This window comes from Wolbachia endosymbiont (group B) of Pammene fasciana, from assembly GCF_947251495.1.
Lineage (GTDB): Bacteria > Pseudomonadota > Alphaproteobacteria > Rickettsiales > Anaplasmataceae > Wolbachia.
Genome location: NZ_OX366360.1, coordinates 948,971 through 967,770, shown reverse-complemented (window position 1 = coordinate 967,770; position 18,800 = coordinate 948,971). Strand labels below are relative to the sequence as shown.

The following is an 18,800-nucleotide window of genomic DNA, read 5'->3' as shown; positions in this document are numbered from 1 at the left end:
GCTTTTTTTGAATTCTTTATTGTCGTTTTTGATAAGTATTTTTAGTTGTATATTAATTATTAACATAAAAGACAATGCCTGGGATTTAGGAAACTTAATTTTAATCAAGTAGCTGCGTAATAAATCATTGTCAAGTGATGGAATGACATTATCTACTATGCAAATTACCTGCAAATTGCAATGTTCAAACAATTGTGTATCTGAGTTTTGAGATGACGAAACTAGGGTTGTATAATCTATACATATTTGTGATAACTTCTCACCTTCGCTCAAATAACTTTTCAATATCGCTTAATTTCATTTCTATATAGGTTGGCCTTCCGTGATTACATTGTCCAGAATAAGGTGTCTTTTCCATTTGCCTCAATAATTCATTCATCTCCTCCAATTTCATCTTTCTGCCTGCTCTTATTGATCCATAACAAGCAATTGTGGCTAGTATTTTATTCACCTTATCCTCTATAGGTAATATATCTTCTATTTCTGTTAGTCTATCCACTATATCAATGAGCATTCTCTTTGTGTCTACTGTTCCTAAGATTGCAGGCACTTCTTTTACTATGATCTTATTTTCTGATTTAATTTCAATCTCAAAACCCATCTCAAAAAGTTTATCTTTATAAGTTTTAATCATCTCCATTCCAGCTTGATTTTTGATTTCAACCATTTCAGGCAAAAGAAGTTTTTGTCTTTTTATACTTGATTTCTCCTTTAAGCACTCGTATACTAGTCTTTCATGGGCTGCATGCTGATCTACTATAATTAGTTTGTCTCTTACCTCGGCAATAATATAAGTATTGTAGATTTGACAGTGTGCAAACCCAAGTGGATAGTCCCTTATTAGATCGGTTTGTTTCTTTTCCAAAATTGTAGTTTCCGCTCGCGGAGGAGATTTTTGCATACCAGTATAATCAAACGATTTTGAATGTTCTGATAAGCTTTTTGTCTCTATATTTGGAGAAGTAAATTCTCTCATTAACTGGTTTTCAAAAGGATCAGACCTTCTTCCATAAAATTCATTTTTAAGACTAGACCTACTAAAAGGATCTGATGATAGATGATTCCTTGTTATCTCAGTCTGGCTCACCACAGTTTCTGCAAGATCTATTCTCTTTGATAATACTTTTATTAGCCCTCTTCTCACTATTTCATATATTAGCCTCTTGTTCTGAAACCTTACCTCTGATTTATTTGGATGCACATTTACATCTACTTGATCATACGGTATCTCTAAGTGCAACGCTGCAAAGGGATATCTATTGCTTGGAATAAGGTCGTGATACGCATAACGAATTGCACCAATAAGTAGATTATCTTTAATTGGTCTACCATTAACAAATGTATAGATCTGAGTTGAATTGCTACGATTGACAGTAGGTTTGCAGATATATCCTGTAAGCCTAATACTGTCTTCTTCTTCAAGAATTTCAAGAGAGTTTTCATGAAATTCTTCTTCTACTTCGCATAGCCTGCTAAATAATGAGTTCTGCTTAGCATACTTAAGAAGCTTCTTATTATCGGAGATAAGAGTAAACTCAATTCCATAATTGATCATTGCTAAGTTGTTTACAATATCAACAATGCTTTGTGTTTCTGCCCTTTCGGTTTTGAGAAATTTTAGTCTATTTGGTGTGGCAAAAAATAAATCTCGTACTTCAATATATGTTCCTATCGATAAAGGATAAGGAATAAGCTCTCCTATTTTTTCTCCCCCCTCATACCTTATAGACCATGCTTGATCTGCTTTGCTTGCCTTAGATGATAATTTTATTCTGCTTACTGCTGCAATTGAAGGCAAAGCTTCTCCTCTAAAGCCAAGATGCTTGATCTCTATCAATTCACTGTCACTCAATTTTGAAGTAGCATGGCGCATAAACGCAAGTTCTAAATCATCCTTTTTTACTCCGCTACCATCATCGATTACAGTAATGAGGTTACGCCCACCACTTTCTATCTTAATTTCTATCTCTGAGCTTCTGGCATCTATTGCATTTTCCACTAATTCCTTTACCACACTTGCAGGCCTTTCTATTACCTCTCCTGCTGCTATACGATTTATGGTTTTTGTATCTAAAAGAACTATTGCCATTATAATGTTGGTTTTTCTTTTACTGCTTTAGTTTGCCCCTCTCTCCATTTTTTTAATCTATCTGCAATTTCACTATTAGAAATCGACAATATAGATGCAGCGGTAATAGCGGCATTGCATGCTCCACTCTCTCCTATAGACATTGTTGCAACTGGAACACCTTTTGGCATCTGCACTATAGATAATAGACTATCTAGCCCATTTAATTGCTTGCTATGCACAGGAATACCGATAACAGGTAAATAAGTAAGCGATGCAGTCATACCAGGTAAATGAGCCGCTCCTCCCGCACCAGCTATAATAACCTTAAAGCCTTTTTCTTGAGCAGACTTAGTAAAATTAAAGAGTCTCTCTGGTGTTCTGTGTGCGGATATTATAAATACATCATGTGAAATTCCCAATTCTTTTAATAGGTTAATAGCATGCACCATAGTGCCATAATCCGACTCGCTTCCCATAATTACAGCAACATCCTTTTTCATTTTTTCTGTATTAGACATGATTTTATTTACTAACCAAATAGTATTTCAGAAGCAACAGATATTTAAATTAAATTACGAATATGATATAGCATTCTTATTAAATAGAAACTTTAAAAATTGAAATGAATCCCTATATTAAAATATAGAGGTATAAATTTCGGATATAAGGGTCTATTCATAATCTTTTTAGAAGCAAAGCGGTGGAAGCAAGAAGACGATTTGTAAGCTAGTATTGAATTTTGCTTATCACAATTGTCTACACTTTTCTATAAGAGTATTAGAGACTTACCTTTTGACAATACGGCAAAGATTTCTACAGTTACATCCTTTTATTTGTTTCTTTGCAATTACTTTTTTATATATATTTCAAAACACTTTCTTTACTTCCGCTATGTTTTTTACTTCATTTATTAAAATAATCTTGCCATTTTGAAAACATTGTTGATTCACTGAAGCCACTTTTTAGGACCTGTAACACTATGTAAAATATATCCTAAATCTTCTTGATTTTGTTTCTTTCTACAGAACTCTACTCAGTTTTTCTCCTACTCATCTTGCTCTGTTTTCATAATTTACATACTCTATCTCCGGTTTATTCCTTTCTTGAGATCATGTACAGTCTCTAAAACGAGTTTGTAAAATGATTATTTCTGTATTTTAAACTTTGCAATTTCAACTTATTCTCTTTAATAGTAAGTTTTTTACAAAATAATAGTTTGAAATTACTAGTATTTTGATAAAAATTATAGTCAATTTAAAATTTTGAGTATCAGATAGTTATTGACAAGTTATATACTATTAATATATTGGTATATTAAATATTATGATATAATATTTAATAAAGCTAGTTGGTATGTGAGAGTAAAAATTATGGAAACAATATCATTAAACAATCTGGATAGTGAAGCAATAAAAAAAAAATTGCTGAGCATAATAAGTAAAATTATAGGAAAAAATACTTGGACTCAAGCTTGTGCGGCTGAGAAACTTGGTATTGATCAACCAAAGGTGTCACAAATTAAAAGTGGTAAGATAAGTGGTTTTTCTTTAGAGAGACTGTTAGGTTTTTTGAAAAAGCTTGATCATGAAATAACAATTACAATAACAGAAAATCAATCAGTAAAAGCTAAAGAAGAAAAAGTAGAATGTAGAATTGGATCTCAATAGATCTGAAGTTGACATCTTATTTTTTGTGATATAGTATAAAGCTTATCAAGGTGGTATTTTATGGTTGAGTCTATTGTAGAAAAGTGTGTAGAACAGGTACACAACCGTTTTAAATTGGTTCTGCTAGCAAGTCAAAGAACGCATGATTTGAGTACAGGGGCAAGCGATCCCGTTGAAATGGTTAAGTTTAAAGATCATAAGGATACGATAGTTTCTTTATATGAAATAGCAGAAAAGAAGGTGAATACTCATGAGTTGTTTAACCTTTTGGTGAAAAGGTGCAAGGAGCACATGAAAGGAAACACAGATAATACTTATATTAATAGTCCAAGTAAGCTAGCAAATTTGTTAAATTTTTCTGATCATCAACTTAACACAAGTCTGGATGTAAGTCAAGAAAGCCACGATGATGAAATAGATGATCAAGATAGTGGTGAAGAAGTACCGATTTAGAAATCTACAGAGGTTATAATAGTTTATAAATGATTAGTATTGCTATCTATGTGCTTTTGTTCTGTATGAGTGTAATGTTATGTTGTATAGTATTTAGGTCAAGTGACGTTTACAATAAGATTTTAGCATTCAATAATTTATCAACACAATTAGTTTTACTCATAACAGCAATATCGATTGTTCTGAATGATTTTTTTTTAATTGATATAGCATTACTATATGCTAGCATCAGCTTTATATCAACTATAGCGCTAATGAGATTAATGTTGTTTTGATAATTTATGGTAGCATCCATTCTCATATTTTTAGGTGTTTGTTTAATAGTCATTTCAAGCGTAGGAGTAGTAGTATTTCCTGATTTCTATACTAGACTACATGCTGCAGGTATTGCAGATTCTAGTGGCGCAATGTTGTTGTTGATTGGTTTTTCTTGGCAAAATGAATTTTCAATCAATACTATTAAAGTTATATTATTGATTTTTATAATATGGATAGCCAATTCAACTAACAGTTATATTTTAGCGCGTACTTATTATAAAAGTAAAGACTATTAAAGAAGGTTAAGATGCTAGAAATACTGAATCTAATATTACTTTTGCTGTTACTCACGGTTACAGTTTTTATAGTTCTTTCGAAACATTTGGTTGTAAGTGCTGTTCTAATGTGTGTATTTAGTTCACTTATTGCACTTATGTACTTGATTATGAATGCGCCAGATGTTGCAATTACTGAAGCTTCTGTTGGTGCAGGATTGAGCACAGTCTTTACGTTTGCAGCACTCTCTTTGGTAAAGAATTACAAAGCAAATTTATCTCATAGCCCCACAACACTTTTTTTTATGTTATTTTTGACTGCATGTTTATCATACTTTATGATTCAATTACCAGATTTTGGCAGTCATAATGCTCCAGTTCACTTGCACGTTGCTCCTTATTATGTAGAAAATACTGAAAAAGCTATTGGTATTCCTAATATAGTGACAGCTGTTTTAGCAAGCTTTCGTGGCTATGACACATTTGGAGAAACTATAGTAGTTTTTACTGCTGCACTTTGTATAATGTTAATATTAGAAGAGAAAGAAAGTGATTAAAGATCCGGTATTAAGTGCAGTAACATTTTTGATGATACCTTTTATCATTTTTTTTGGTTTATACATACAGTTTCATGGTGACTATACTCCAGGTGGAGGTTTTCAGGCGGGAATAATTATTGCTTCTGGGATAATATTATATTCTATGTTATTTGATATACCTACAACTTTAAAAGCAATACCTTACTCTATTATCAAATTTACTAACGTACTAGGTATTTTAACCTATGGAGGAGCTGGTATTATAACAGTTTTATTTGGCCAAAATTTTTTATCCTATAGTATATTGTCAGCTGATAGTAGAACAGGTCAAAAATTGGGTATTTTCTTAGTGGAGCTGGGTGTATTGCTTACCGTCTCTTCTTCCATGTTAATCATATATATAAATTTTGCTCGCAAGAAAAAACAATGACTCTATATAATTATGTAGGCATTACTATATTAATGGTGCTAGGTTTCTATATCATTGTAAATGATAAAAACTTAATCAAAAAAATGATGGGATTAAGTGTCTTACAATCATCTGTTTTGTTGTTTTACATATCTTTAGGGTATGTAAAAAATTCTTTACCTCCTATATTGACTTCAAATTTTCACTTATATACCAATCCTATACCTCACGTCTTAATGCTTACTGCTATAGTGGTTGGAATTGCAACATTTTCAGTTGGATTGTCCATATTAGTAAGAATAGAGAGATTAGTTGATTAAGAAGAATGTGAATAAATTGATAGTATCTTAAACTATATGAAGTAGCAAGTAACTATAAATTAAGAATAAAACTATAAGCTTGCTAATTGTAAGTTTATTTGATAAATAAGAAATAAAATTATAAACTGTAAAGGTAATGATGTCAACTATTAATGGTACGGAAGATAGGAAAAAGATCATCAAAGATCTTGTAACCAAAAGTATAAGAAAGGGCGGTTTTATCACTTTTGATGATATAAATGATAAGTTGTCAGATGAAAATTTTTCAACTGATTTTATAGATGATACTATAGCTTTATTGCAAGACTCTGGAATTAACATACTCGAAAGTAGTGAAGATGAGGAAGAAGCTCCTTCTAATAATGATGGTAATAAGCTTGATGATGATGAGACATCGTTGAATACTACTACAACTTTAGTGCAAAACGATGATCCAGTAAGGATTTATTTACAGGATATGAGCTCTGTAAAGCTTTTGTCACGAGCAGATGAAATTAAGATAGCAAAAAAAATTGAATCTGAAAAGCATAACATGTTACGTGCAATAATTGAAACATCAGTGGCATTCAAAATAATCAAAACATGGCGTGATGATTTAAGTGGTGGAACTTTTTTACTGAGAGAAATTATAAATCTGGATGCAATTTATAACTCTGATTTCAATATGGTAGACAAAGAAGAAAGTGAAGCTGAAGATGTTAGAGATTGTGTTAATGATGAGGAAAAAGGTAATGATGAAAAGGGAAATGAGAGTGAAGACATAAGTTCAGCTAACTTAAATATTTCTGTTCTTGAAATGGAAAGTGATTTATTGCCAAAGGTTATCACGGCATTGGATGAGATCATTGCTTTAACAAATGAAGCATTGGTATTGAAAAAAAATTCTAAAGATTTCTCTAATGAGCTAGAAAATTTATATAATCAAATATGGTCTGTAGCATTACAAATTCAGTTTAGTGATGCTGCTATTACCAGAATTACACAAAAACTTTACGAAATAAATAGACTAATCACGTTTGAAGAAGCTAATCTTATTACTGAAGCTAGAAAGTACGATATTGATAGAGAAAGTTTTTATAATGTTTATGATGATGTGCTTTTAGAGCACGAGTTTAGTGAAATAAGTTTTCTCAAGATTAATGAAAATCAATCTCTTTTTACAGGTGAATTAAAAAATAAATTCTTAAGGTTTATAAACGATAGCTATGAGTATATAGCTAGTGCCTTAAGCAATATTAAGAGTTATGTACAAGGAGATAGAGTTCAGGAGTTTAAGAAGGTAATCAAGAGAATACAGAAACATGAACAAGAAGTCTCTCAAGCAAAGCAAGAAATGATTAAGGCTAATTTAAGGCTGGTGGTTTCGATTGCTAAAAAGTATTCAAAAAGAGGCCTTGATCTGCTTGATTTGATACAAGAAGGTAATATTGGTCTTATGAAGGCTGTGGATAAGTTTGATTACAAACGTGGGTATAAATTTTCGACTTATGGTACTTGGTGGGTAAAACAATCAATCACTAGGGCAATACCTGAACAGTCTAAAGTAGTTAGAATACCAGTACATATGGTGGAAATTATCAGTAAAATCAACAAAGCATTAAGAAAGATGACTCATGAAATGGGTAGAGAGCCTACATTAGAGGAATTGAGTATAGAATTGGCGATGCCGCTAGAAAGAATACGCAAAGTTATGAAGATAGCAAGAGATCCGGTAAGTCTTGAAGCTCCAACAGGAAAGGATGATAGTAGTACCTTCGGTGATTGTATAGAAGATAAGCGAGTTTCTAAACCAGAGGATGCTGCAATACTTGCCGACTTGCGTGGTATTACGACCAATGTTCTTGCAACTTTAACACCAAAAGAAGAAAGAATTCTAAGGATGCGCTTTGGCCTTGGTAAAGATGGAAAGGAGCATACCTTAGAAGAAGTAGGAAAAATTTTTAATGTTACACGTGAAAGAATTAGGCAAATAGAGGCAAAAGCACTACGTAAGTTGAAACATCCAAGCCGTGCTAAAAAACTTAGAGGTTTCTTTTAAGGCAGAAGGGCTGCTCAAAAAATAGGTAAAATTCAGCCAAAGTTCTATAATTTCACCCTATTTTTCTTTTTTTATAGGCTTTATAGAGCAGTATGATTAGATATTGAATGTTATGGCAAATAAAAATAATAACTCTAATTCAAAGTGTAAAAATTTTTGTGTTCTGGGTGATAGTTTATCTGATAATGGTGTAATTATTGAAATTTTAATAACTTATCCTTTGTAAGAAACGTGAAACTTAATGCCCCTTTTTATTAAGGAGGATTTTTAGCAATGGCCTTACTGTTGTTGAATATGTATCAAAGTATTTAGGTTTAGAAGAATTTAAGTCATCATGGAGATGCTCATTTTTTGATCGATACTATGAACAGCAAGGTCATAACTATGCGATTTTATATGCAACAGCATCTGAAATTCTTAACCCTATTTTTTCTTATTTCCTCAATAAATTTCGTTTAGTTAATCAGCTAAACGCAGTAATTAAAAATCATCCAGACGTAGGTAAAGGAGATTTTATTTTTCATTATAATCGAGGAAATAATATTATGGGTGCCACTGCTTATAACAATGTTAAAGCAGAAAAAGTATTGAAATAAAGCGGTTAGTGAAATATGTAATGCATTTGGTTCTAAATGAATATGGTGTAAAGCATGTGATTGTTGCAAATGTGACTGAGGTTGGTTTGATACTAGCTTTAATAAAGACGAAAAGCAAGAGAGCTGGCTGCAACAGCTTACACAGAGTTTTAATACAAAATTAGCTAATAATTTAGATTATATGAAGAAAGGTGCAGATCTTGAAATAAAAGCATTCGATCTTAACTCTAAAATGAAAAGTATGCTTGGTAAATATAAGAGCAAAGGGTTAAATGATCGAGATGCATACCTATCAAACATCGTAGACCAGTTTAGGGTAGGGTGATTTGGAAAAAGTATAAAGATACTCTTGTTGATATTTAAAGGAAGGCTTGATACTTACTATAATTCTGGATGCAGCACAGAAATACTAAAGGATTATTTCTTTTTTGATTATTTTTATCCAACTGCAGAACCTTGTTGTGAAGTTGGTAATGAAATGTATGAGTTGATAAAAAATTAGATTTCTTTTAAACATCTTTACGGTTTGTAGTAACTATCTGCGTAGCTGAATGGTAAAGGGAGGGGGGTAAACAAAATAATCTAAAATATAGAGAAAATACAACGGTGCTTGATACATACTATTGCGATTTTATCCTCTTTTTGTCATTTTAGTGCTAGAATGACATTCTGCTAGTGAAGTTTATTCTTTGATATATTAACTATAAATATAGAGAAGTCTTACTAAATAAAAAGGTAAAAGGAACCTCTGAGTAGTGAAATTTTGACTCTATATTGCTGTAAGTGGTGCTGTAATAATGTTCTAACAAGCGCGACTTGGCTGAATATAGAAAAAATTTAAAAAACCGCTATAATTTTATGTAATCTACCAATAAACACCTAAGTTTTTACTGGATTTTGTGATTGATCCTACAGTCAAAAACAAATTTTGAGTCATAAATACTTTTAGTGCCATAATAAAATAGGGAGGTTTGTCAAGTAAAGTTCTTTATTTCATTAGATGCGCTGCCAAATTGTTATGCAAGCAAGTTTTTTAGTTTTCGTATATCCGAAGTAATTCTTGTGCATTGGCCTTGATTAGAGTCGGACATTCTCTATCATTTAATAATGAATGCAATATTTCAATTGCACCTTTAATGTCGTTACTGTGTATCTTTACTATAGCGATAGCTTCTTGGCTTGAATAAGGGTACACTGCATTTGATTCTAAATTACTAATTTTATCTTTATTTGTTTTTTCACCGCTGGAGTGAAGTAAGCTCATTACTTCTAAGTATTGTGCTAACTCACGTAAAACATCAGGAGCATCTTTATCGTCTGCCAAATCATTATAAATAATAGATGCTGTGTCTGTTGGCATTGAATCTGAGATATGATTGAATGCGCGTTCAAAATTTGCTAAATACTCCCAATGTGAATCTATTTCTTCTAGCAGCGACTTATTATCTTTTTTTAAGAATAATACTTCGTAAAACTTGTCACCTGCAGTTATAGATTGTTTTGTGTTATCAATGTTGCGCAATAAGTATAATGTGATGCCAACTAACATTGGCGCAAGTGTAAGCAGAAAGATGTATTTTTTCATGTTAATATTCCAAATAGTTATATATTTATACATTAATGCTTTTGATTTGCAAAAACATATTGACATAGTGATTATATCACATAATAATATCCTTAAAGTTGTTTGAATAGTTGGAGATTAAAATATTTCTAAAGTAGAAATAAAGACAGCAGTATTAAGCTAAATTATTTTTTGTCGGATTTATCCGATGTACCCTCAACCTTTTATAGGTTGAAGTCTAAATTTGAGAGTTTGATCCTGGCTCAGAATGAACGCTGGCGGCAGGCCTAACACATGCAAGTCGAACGGAGTTATATTGTAGCTTGCTATGGTATAACTTAGTGGCAGACGGGTGAGTAATGTATAGGAATCTACCTAGTAGTACGGAATAATTGTTGGAAACGACAACTAATACCGTATACGCCCTACGGGGGAAAAATTTATTGCTATTAGATGAGCCTATATTAGATTAGCTAGTTGGTGGGGTAATAGCCTACCAAGGTAATGATCTATAGCTGATCTGAGAGGATGATCAGCCACACTGGAACTGAGATACGGTCCAGACTCCTACGGGAGGCAGCAGTGGGGAATATTGGACAATGGGCGAAAGCCTGATCCAGCCATGCCGCATGAGTGAAGAAGGCCTTTGGGTTGTAAAGCTCTTTTAGTGAGGAAGATAATGACGGTACTCACAGAAGAAGTCCTGGCTAACTCCGTGCCAGCAGCCGCGGTAATACGGAGAGGGCTAGCGTTATTCGGAATTATTGGGCGTAAAGGGCGCGTAGGCTGGTTAATAAGTTAAAAGTGAAATCCCGAGGCTTAACCTTGGAATTGCTTTTAAAACTATTAATCTAGAGATTGAAAGAGGATAGAGGAATTCCTGATGTAGAGGTAAAATTCGTAAATATTAGGAGGAACACCAGTGGCGAAGGCGTCTATCTGGTTCAAATCTGACGCTGAAGCGCGAAGGCGTGGGGAGCAAACAGGATTAGATACCCTGGTAGTCCACGCTGTAAACGATGAATGTTAAATATGGGGAGTTTACTTTCTGTATTACAGCTAACGCGTTAAACATTCCGCCTGGGGACTACGGTCGCAAGATTAAAACTCAAAGGAATTGACGGGGACCCGCACAAGCGGTGGAGCATGTGGTTTAATTCGATGCAACGCGAAAAACCTTACCACTTCTTGACATGAAAATCATACCTATTCGAAGGGATAGGGTCGGTTCGGCCGGATTTTACACAAGTGTTGCATGGCTGTCGTCAGCTCGTGTCGTGAGATGTTGGGTTAAGTCCCGCAACGAGCGCAACCCTCATCCTTAGTTGCCATCAGGTAATGCTGAGTACTTTAAGGAAACTGCCAGTGATAAGCTGGAGGAAGGTGGGGATGATGTCAAGTCATCATGGCCTTTATGGAGTGGGCTACACACGTGCTACAATGGTGTCTACAATGGGCTGCAAGGTGCGCAAGCCTAAGCTAATCCCTAAAAGACATCTCAGTTCGGATTGTACTCTGCAACTCGAGTACATGAAGTTGGAATCGCTAGTAATCGTGGATCAGCATGCCACGGTGAATACGTTCTCGGGTCTTGTACACACTGCCCGTCACGCCATGGGAATTGGTTTCACTCGAAGCTAATGGCCTAACCGCAAGGAAGGAGTTATTTAAAGTGGGATCAGTGACTGGGGTGAAGTCGTAACAAGGTAGCAGTAGGGGAATCTGCAGCTGGATTACCTCCTTAGGCTTTGTACGTAATTCACCATTTCAAATAATAGTGTCATTATGTACTATACTGCTGTCTTTACTTCTACTTTATTTTTTAATTTCTCGATAACGAAATTTTATGAGTAACAGGCCTCTTTCCCCACATTTACAAATATATAAAGTACAAGTTACTAGTTTTTTTTCTATTATGCATAGATTGACTGGTATCTTGCTATTTCTTTTATTAATCATACTTTCTTGGTATTTTATATTATATGTTTACTCCCCTAAGTTAATTATAGTAAGGTGCTTAAATGCATTATTGTTCACTCCTGTTGCTAAATTAGCTTATATCTTATGCTTTGTAAGCTTTATGTATCATTTTCTCAATGGTATTCGTCATTTATTGTGGGATGCTGGGCTTAATTTAGAAATTGCTAGTGTTTTAAAAAGTGCTATATTACTAACAATAATGCTATTTCTTTCTACTATGGCTTTTATATTTATATGAGTCAATCTGTAAATTCAGTACATCATTGGTGGATCCAGCGTGTTTCTGCGGTGATTTTGTTATTTTTATTTCCTTGGTTTATTTACTCATTTTCTTGCACATTTTATGTTGATAGCCCTTTATCTTTTAATGAAAAATTATTTCAGGCTATTAATCATCCACTAGAGCTTTTGTTTTTTGTTATACTGGTGTTTTGCATTTTTTGGCATGCAGTTCTTGGAATGCAGGTAGTGTGTGAAGATTATATAGACAGCGTACTTCTAAGGATTTTTACAATTACATGCATAAAATACTTATCAAGCATTACTTATATAGTCCTTGCTTTTACGACTTTTTTCTTTTATAGGCATATTTTCTTGTAAAATTGTTAGTTCTGTGTTAGTATATTATTAGTTTACTAATTTTATTATTGAGCTATAGTGATTTTGGTTTGACAACATGTTTGGAGTGTTAAAAAAAGGAGTAGCAGACTTTACGCTTAAAGCAAAAGGTTTATTTGCTTCATCTGAATCTCAAATTTATGTCAAGGATCTTAGAAAGGTAATGACATATACAGATGGAAGAAAATGCAAATATCCAAAGAATTACGATCAGATTGTAAAATCTGGGAAAGTTGTAGAAAGTAAGAATAGTAATGATGAGACTATATATAAACTTTTGTATGGCAAGAAAATTTTTGAATTAGCTTTTGTCGAGAAAATGGATGATAGGTCCTATTTTACCATTGACTTTTTAGTTAATCGTAATCGGGAAAAAAACAAGGATGTTAAGCATTATGATGGCTACTATAAACCATTTGAGTTTTCAAAAATCGATCTTGAAAAACATATTCAAATTTTTGAAGCTAAAAAAACTAATGATCCTAAATATCCGTTTGAATTAACTCACTCTTCTGTGCTAATGAAAAAGGTAAAAAATGGAGAGGGTAAAGTTCAGGGAGTTGTTGATGAAAAGGGAAGAAATGAAGAATTACTATACACTAGTAATTATAAAAAATTAAGCACTAATTTTTCAGAAATTAGAGATCAAAATGGTAGTCTAGAGCTAGATAAAAGTCTGATATCTGTTCCTATTGTTTTTGCTGCGGGTTTAGCTAAGATTTGTGCTAGACTCCTGACTTTCATTCCTATAAAATTAGGAGAGAATTTGATAGCTAGAAAAAATCGAGTTGCAAAATCTTTTGGTTATCTTTTTTTCACTTCTGCAGTGGTAGTAAAAAATTTAGTAAATATGGGAGCTACAATACTTAAGGTTCCAATTTTATTATTTGTAGCAAATGAGAAAAAGTATGGTGATGCTTATCTTACTATGTGGAAACACCAATTGAAAGAATGTTGGAAAGAAATAAAAAGCGACTTTAATGTTGTTACAAATGGGGAAAGGCCAAAGCCGAAGAAGAAGGATCATAAGCCACTCAGTATAGTGGGCACATGGGATGAGCTTGACGCTAGAAGTCCAGGTATTGAAAGAGAATTGGAAAAGGCGCTGAATAAAAGTAGTGAAAGTATAGATAAATCCAGAGAATCAGGTGTTGGAGAAAGCTTAAAGGAGAAGCCGCAAAACAAAACTGATAAAAAAATAGCTGCAGCCGTTAATCAAAAAAGCAGCACTCCTCATATTGATAGAGAGATAGAAAGAAGACAAGACTCATCACGAAATGTAGGGATTCCATAATGCTCGTAGTCAACCATCACTTTAAATTACTTTTTACTTTAATCATCTCACAATAAAAACTTGCATGCATTTTGCCGTTAGTATAAGATATTAATCAAATAATTAATATCTTAATTAAATGCGCCCTGTAATACTGTGTGGTGGTAGTGGCAGCAGACTTTGGCCTCTATCTAAGCCAAAGCAATTTCAGAAAATATTTAGTCAGAATACTATGTTTCACAACACTTTGTTGAGGCTAAAAGGCGATTATATGCCACCCATCATTACTACAAATATACAATATGAGTCATTATTGATGCAGGAATTACATGCATTACAAGAATGTAAAGTAGTTTTTGAACCAGTTAAAATTGGGACAGCGGCAGCAATACTAATTGCTGTGCTTCTCTGCGATAGGAACGAGACAATCTTAGTTCTGCCTTCAGACCATTTTATAGGTGATTTGAATAGTTTTTATGTTTCTATTGAGAAAGCGTCTAAGCTAGCCTCTGAAACTGACTCTATAGTCACTTTTGGGGTAAAGCCTCATGAATTCAATTCTGAATACGGCTATATAAATGCAGTGTATGGTCAGAAAGAAAAATGTCATATAGTAAAAGATTTTACAGAAAAACCCGAGCGTAAGGTAAGTAACGATCATTATTGGAACTCTGGAATATTTGTGTTTAGAGCAAAACGCTATATAGATGAGATAAAAAAAATTGCTCCGACTCTCTATAATTTATGTTGTGAAAGTATGAAGCATTTTGTATCACGAGAGAGATTTCTGTATTTAGAACAGCAAAATTGTGCAGGAATGGGTGATACATCTATTGATCACCTAGTGATAGAAAAAGCAGAAAATATTGTAATGATAGAAGCCAATTTCGATTGGATGGATGTTGGCACTTGGGGTTCAGTTTTAGAGTTAAGTAAGAGATTTAATAAGAATTTTGAGTCGTTTCAAGCTGTAATCAAAGGAAGAGAGCCAGTTTTGATGACAGAAAATGATGCAAAAAATTTACTAGGTAGAGTTTATAAACGGCCAAGTAAGAGCCTAATGTTGTTCATTAATAAAGTTAAGGAAGTAAAGCCAATAAGGAAAGAGATTAAGCCATGGGGATTTTATAGTGTAGTTTTAATGGGCAAGGATTTTCTTATAAAATACCTTTTTATAAATCCACTGAGCTGCACTTCTAAGCAATTTCACCACTATAGAGATGAGTACCATATAATACTATCAGGGGTTGGATGCGTGAGTTTAGATGACAAAACATATGCTATAACAAAAAATCATGTAGTAGAGATTCCAAGGAAGGTGTTTCATAAAATTGAGAATAAAAGTACAAGATTTCCTCTTGAGATAGTTGAGTTTCAGGTAGGAAAGTTTTTATCTGATAATGATATAGTAAGATTGGACGATATATATGGAAGGTCTTAATATAGAACATTGAATATATTCTATAAGCTTGCTAAATTTAGACAACCTCATTTGAGGTAAAGGAAAAATTACAGTTATATGAAGCATAAAAAGTATGATATTTAAATCTTAGTATAATGTCTATTGCCTTTGAATTTACTATGGCTATTCGCTATTTGCGAGCAAAGAATTCTAGATTTTGCTCTATAATGGCCTTGTTTTCTATTATTGGTATTGCTCTTGGAGTTGCAACGCTAATAGTAGTAATGTCTGTAATGAATGGGTTCAGAGCAAAGCTGCTCGACTCTGTACTTGGCATTAATGGTCATATTAATGTTTACTTTGATAGAAGCATAAATTCAGATTACCACGCAGTGTTAAAATCTATTGAGAAAATCCCAGGTGTATTAAAAGCTACTTCTATGACCAATGATCAAGTGATCGTTGCAGCAAATAGTGGAATTGTGGGTAGCGTAGTCCGTGGTGTGTCAACTAAAGACTTACTTAATAATACTATCGTTAAGAATAATGTAATTATGGGTAACGTGGAAAAATTCGATGAAGGTATCATAATAGGGGCAAGATTAGCAGAAGCTTTGAATATTGATTATGGTGATAACATTATGCTTATATCACCTGAAGGATTTGATGCACTGTCTGGTGAAATACCAAAAATGAAAGAATATAAAGTTGTAGCAATATTTGATATGGGTATGTTTGAGTACGACAATACCTTAATGTATATGCCCATAAAGTCAGCTAAAGCTTTTTTTAATTATAAAGATAATGTGAGAAATATAGAAGTGTTTGTAGATGATATTGCTATGGCTAATAAGCTAGCAAACGCTATAGCAAAAGAAACAGGAATGAGAGCTGAAAGTTGGCAGTCTCAGCAAAGCCATTATGTTAATGCTTTAAAGACTGAAAGAAATGTGATGTTTTTAATTCTCACTTTAATTATAGTTGTAGCAGCATTTAATATTGTTTCAAATTTGATGATGATAGTGCAAGAAAAGAAATCTGCAATTGCAATTATGCGTACGTTTGGTGCAACAAGCGGAAGCATTATGCGCATATTTTGTGCTTGTGGATTGCTGATTGGTTTTACAGGAACTTGTCTTGGCTCTATTATAGGGGTTGTTTTTTCTCTCAATATTGAAAGTATTAGAGTGTTTTTAGAAAACATTACCAACATCAAACTGTTTGATCCTATGATATACTTTTTTTCAAGTTTGCCAGTGATATTAGTCTCTCAAGATGTGATTAACATTTCTGCACTTGCATTGTTCTTATCATTTTTAGCGACAATTCCTCCTGCATTACAAGCAGCTGCTCAAGATCCTGTGGAGATATTACGTTATGAATGATACTTGGAGAAAATGCATAGGTTGGTTCTTAATTATATTGTTGTTTGTTAGCTATATTACAATAAATAACATAATATTTTTTAAAATAAATCAGCAAGAGAGTGAAAATAGTATAAGTATTGTAACGGAAAAGATAGATGAACTTAAAATGTTGCTTGAAGTTAATCAAATTAAGGTAGAGAAAAAGATATTTGATTTAAAGAGAAATCTGCACACTCAATGTGAGCAAGGTGACGGTAGTTCAAGACATAAGAACCTCGCAAAGTTGCTGCTACTTGTGATTAAGATGAAGAATTCGTTATTGCAAGAAGCCAAGTTTGATAATCATATAAATTCAATAAAGCCTTTGATATCAGAGCTTGACGATCCAGAAATAGAAAATGCAGTCAATGAATTGGAAAATTTGAAAGAGGTAGATACTTTATGCGGGTTGAAATTGTCTTTTGAGAAGAACATGACTGTTATTAACTACAATAAAAGTAACTTGTTTAAAAAAATCATTTCAAATTGGATAAAGATAGATGATCGTAGTGATCCACTCAGGTTAAAGCTTGCGGAAATTGAAGAATTAATAAGCGATAATGATTGGCAGAGCATAGCCACCGCAATAAGTGACTTAACATACCCAGAATTCAAACCATGGCTTAATAAATTGAATGATTTTATTGTAGCTTTCAAGAATACTTCAATAATATATCGTCACTTATTACAATACATCTCATGATTTATTTTATAATTTTTGCTTTTTCGTTTTTATTTGGCATATGGATCAAGGTAAGTGGTGAAGTAATAAAATTGGAATTAGGCAATTACACTATAAGTATTGATCTATATTTCGTTATTCTTGCTTGCGTAGTCTTATTATTTTTATTGATTGCAGTTGCACGTTTTTGTTCTTCTATTTCATCAACATTTGCTAACATAAAAAATAGAAGAAGAAGTAGGGAAGAATTGCTTCTCTTTGAAGCTTTCTTTAGCTTAGATTTAGGTAATATAGAGAACACCAATAAGCTAATTAAAAATCTAAATGAAGAAAGTGATAAATTATCTTTAGTAAAGCTCTTTAATTCAGGTAAAACGGGAAATTACAGCTTTTTCAGCCATAATTTAACGAGTATTGCAAGTAAAAATCGCAACTTAGCTCTACTTCTGATCAATAAACTGATTATTCACCTAAAGCAAGAAAGGTTAGTCTTTCAAAAATTTATAGAATATTGCTCTAGTTCAATTAATGATAAAATTTTGTCTATTCCCTTTCAAATAGAGCATTGTATATTGCAAGAAGATTGGATAAATGCAATTTCAAAGTTAAAGGAAGCTATCAAATTCAATATTTTTCTTCCCTTTGATCGTAAAAAGATGTTAGCGGTTTTTTATTGCGCTTTAGCAAAGCAATACGAAAGTAAAGGAAGTTTTTGCAAAGCTATAGATTATTTAGCTAAAGCACAAAGTTATTATGCAACTTTTCAGCCCATTAATTATTTAAAGGCAGAATTATATATCAAGCTTGAAAAAATCAGAAAAGCTTCCACAGTATTAGAGGAAGAGTATAGAGTAAATCCTACTCCTCAATCAGCTAGAATGTATATCAAGTTAAATAATAAAGGCGCTGAAAGACTATATAACTTACGCCCTGATTATTATTTTAGTTATTGCTTGCTTGCTTTGTCTTCAATTAGCTTAGGGAAATATGATCTTGCAAGTCAGCATTTAGATATTGCTATGAAAAAAGCTAATTACATATCAATCTACCTTGTTATGGTACAGCTCAAGATTATGCTACAAGAGTATGATCAAGCAATTTACTGGCTAAATAAGATGAACTCAGAAGCTGTGCCTGATCCAGGTTGGAAATGTGTTGATTGTAATAAAGAGCTAAAGCAATGGGATTATAAGTGCTCAAGTTGCAATAGTCTTAATTGTATTTACCTTATATTATAAGACTCCATAAG

19 protein-coding genes and 1 rRNA gene are annotated in these 18,800 nt (G+C 32.9%); 17 read left to right on the top strand and 3 right to left on the bottom strand.

The window, feature by feature from the left end; genetic code table 11:
* Nucleotides 1–259: 259 nt before the first annotated feature.
* Nucleotides 260–2,089 carry a DNA mismatch repair endonuclease MutL gene (gene mutL, locus OPR29_RS04545; protein WP_265025133.1) on the bottom strand — a complete coding sequence of 610 codons (1,830 nt, stop codon included), beginning with the start codon at nt 2,087–2,089 and terminating at the stop codon, nt 260–262.
* The gene (purE, locus tag OPR29_RS04540) at nt 2,089–2,589 is read right to left on the bottom strand and encodes a 5-(carboxyamino)imidazole ribonucleotide mutase (RefSeq protein ID WP_213863892.1); all 501 of its coding nucleotides are present in this window, start codon (nt 2,587–2,589) and stop codon (nt 2,089–2,091) included. The genes mutL and purE overlap by 1 nt, the downstream gene beginning before the upstream one ends.
* 852 nt (nt 2,590–3,441) lie before the next feature.
* Between purE and OPR29_RS04535 the strand changes: the two genes are divergently transcribed.
* The 9 genes from OPR29_RS04535 to OPR29_RS04495 all read left to right on the top strand — a co-directional run bounded on the left by OPR29_RS04535 (nt 3,442) and on the right by OPR29_RS04495 (nt 8,951).
* A complete protein-coding gene (locus tag OPR29_RS04535; RefSeq protein ID WP_007302434.1) occupies nt 3,442–3,738 on the top strand; it encodes a helix-turn-helix domain-containing protein in 297 nt (98 codons plus the stop codon).
* Nucleotides 3,739–3,798: 60 nt separating this feature from the next.
* Nucleotides 3,799–4,191, top strand: coding sequence for a DNA-directed RNA polymerase subunit omega (gene rpoZ / locus OPR29_RS04530; RefSeq protein WP_007302435.1), 393 nt, complete (start codon nt 3,799–3,801; stop codon nt 4,189–4,191).
* 29 nt (nt 4,192–4,220) lie between these two features.
* Nucleotides 4,221–4,466, top strand: a complete 246-nt coding sequence (locus OPR29_RS04525; RefSeq protein WP_012481980.1) for a monovalent cation/H+ antiporter complex subunit F — start codon at nt 4,221–4,223, stop codon at nt 4,464–4,466.
* 6 nt (nt 4,467–4,472) lie between these two features.
* The gene (mnhG, locus tag OPR29_RS04520; protein WP_254229897.1) at nt 4,473–4,745 is read left to right on the top strand and encodes a monovalent cation/H(+) antiporter subunit G; all 273 of its coding nucleotides are present in this window, start codon (nt 4,473–4,475) and stop codon (nt 4,743–4,745) included.
* Between the two features lie 11 nt (nt 4,746–4,756).
* Nucleotides 4,757–5,281 (top strand): DUF4040 domain-containing protein, encoded by a 525-nt coding sequence (locus tag OPR29_RS04515; protein ID WP_010404272.1) that lies wholly within the window; start codon nt 4,757–4,759, stop codon nt 5,279–5,281.
* Nucleotides 5,274–5,693 (top strand): Na(+)/H(+) antiporter subunit B, encoded by a 420-nt coding sequence (locus tag OPR29_RS04510; RefSeq protein WP_007302439.1) that lies wholly within the window; start codon nt 5,274–5,276, stop codon nt 5,691–5,693. The genes OPR29_RS04515 and OPR29_RS04510 overlap by 8 nt, the downstream gene beginning before the upstream one ends.
* Complete coding sequence (locus OPR29_RS04505; protein ID WP_012481982.1) at nt 5,690–5,992, top strand: cation:proton antiporter subunit C; 303 nt, start codon at nt 5,690–5,692, stop codon at nt 5,990–5,992. Before OPR29_RS04510 ends, OPR29_RS04505 begins: the two co-directional genes overlap by 4 nt.
* Before the next feature lie 139 nt (nt 5,993–6,131).
* Nucleotides 6,132–8,030, top strand: a complete 1,899-nt coding sequence (gene rpoD, locus OPR29_RS04500) for an RNA polymerase sigma factor RpoD (protein ID WP_007302441.1) — start codon at nt 6,132–6,134, stop codon at nt 8,028–8,030.
* 777 nt (nt 8,031–8,807) lie between these two features.
* On the top strand, nt 8,808–8,951 hold the full coding sequence (locus tag OPR29_RS04495) for a hypothetical protein (RefSeq protein ID WP_007302443.1): 144 nt from the start codon (nt 8,808–8,810) through the stop codon (nt 8,949–8,951).
* A 708-nt stretch (nt 8,952–9,659) separates the two neighbouring features.
* Here the strand turns inward: OPR29_RS04495 and OPR29_RS04490 are convergent.
* A complete protein-coding gene (locus tag OPR29_RS04490) occupies nt 9,660–10,277 on the bottom strand; it encodes a hypothetical protein (RefSeq protein ID WP_213863895.1) in 618 nt (205 codons plus the stop codon).
* Between the two features lie 153 nt (nt 10,278–10,430).
* On the opposite strand from OPR29_RS04490, the gene OPR29_RS04485 reads away from it, so the two are divergent.
* The 8 genes from OPR29_RS04485 (at nt 10,431) to OPR29_RS04450 (ending at nt 18,789) form a co-directional block, all read left to right on the top strand.
* Nucleotides 10,431–11,934 (top strand): 16S ribosomal RNA (locus OPR29_RS04485).
* Nucleotides 11,935–12,036: 102 nt separating this feature from the next.
* Nucleotides 12,037–12,408 carry a succinate dehydrogenase, cytochrome b556 subunit gene (sdhC, locus tag OPR29_RS04480; RefSeq protein ID WP_012481985.1) on the top strand — a complete coding sequence of 124 codons (372 nt, stop codon included), beginning with the start codon at nt 12,037–12,039 and terminating at the stop codon, nt 12,406–12,408.
* Entirely contained in the window at nt 12,405–12,770 is a 366-nt protein-coding gene (gene sdhD / locus OPR29_RS04475; RefSeq protein WP_012481986.1) for a succinate dehydrogenase, hydrophobic membrane anchor protein, read from the top strand. The genes sdhC and sdhD overlap by 4 nt, the downstream gene beginning before the upstream one ends.
* A gap of 76 nt (nt 12,771–12,846) precedes the next feature.
* Nucleotides 12,847–14,082, top strand: a complete 1,236-nt coding sequence (locus OPR29_RS04470) for a hypothetical protein (RefSeq protein ID WP_265025132.1) — start codon at nt 12,847–12,849, stop codon at nt 14,080–14,082.
* Nucleotides 14,083–14,200: 118 nt separating this feature from the next.
* Nucleotides 14,201–15,502 (top strand): sugar phosphate nucleotidyltransferase, encoded by a 1,302-nt coding sequence (locus OPR29_RS04465; protein WP_265025131.1) that lies wholly within the window; start codon nt 14,201–14,203, stop codon nt 15,500–15,502.
* A 116-nt stretch (nt 15,503–15,618) separates the two neighbouring features.
* Complete coding sequence (locus tag OPR29_RS04460) at nt 15,619–16,848, top strand: lipoprotein-releasing ABC transporter permease subunit (RefSeq protein WP_007302450.1); 1,230 nt, start codon at nt 15,619–15,621, stop codon at nt 16,846–16,848.
* Nucleotides 16,841–17,572: a hypothetical protein gene (locus OPR29_RS04455; protein ID WP_007302451.1), complete on the top strand. Its 732-nt coding sequence runs from the start codon at nt 16,841–16,843 to the stop codon at nt 17,570–17,572. The genes OPR29_RS04460 and OPR29_RS04455 overlap by 8 nt, the downstream gene beginning before the upstream one ends.
* Nucleotides 17,569–18,789, top strand: coding sequence for a tetratricopeptide repeat protein (locus OPR29_RS04450; RefSeq protein ID WP_019236883.1), 1,221 nt, complete (start codon nt 17,569–17,571; stop codon nt 18,787–18,789). Before OPR29_RS04455 ends, OPR29_RS04450 begins: the two co-directional genes overlap by 4 nt.
* The last annotated feature ends 11 nt before the right edge of the window (nt 18,790–18,800 follow it).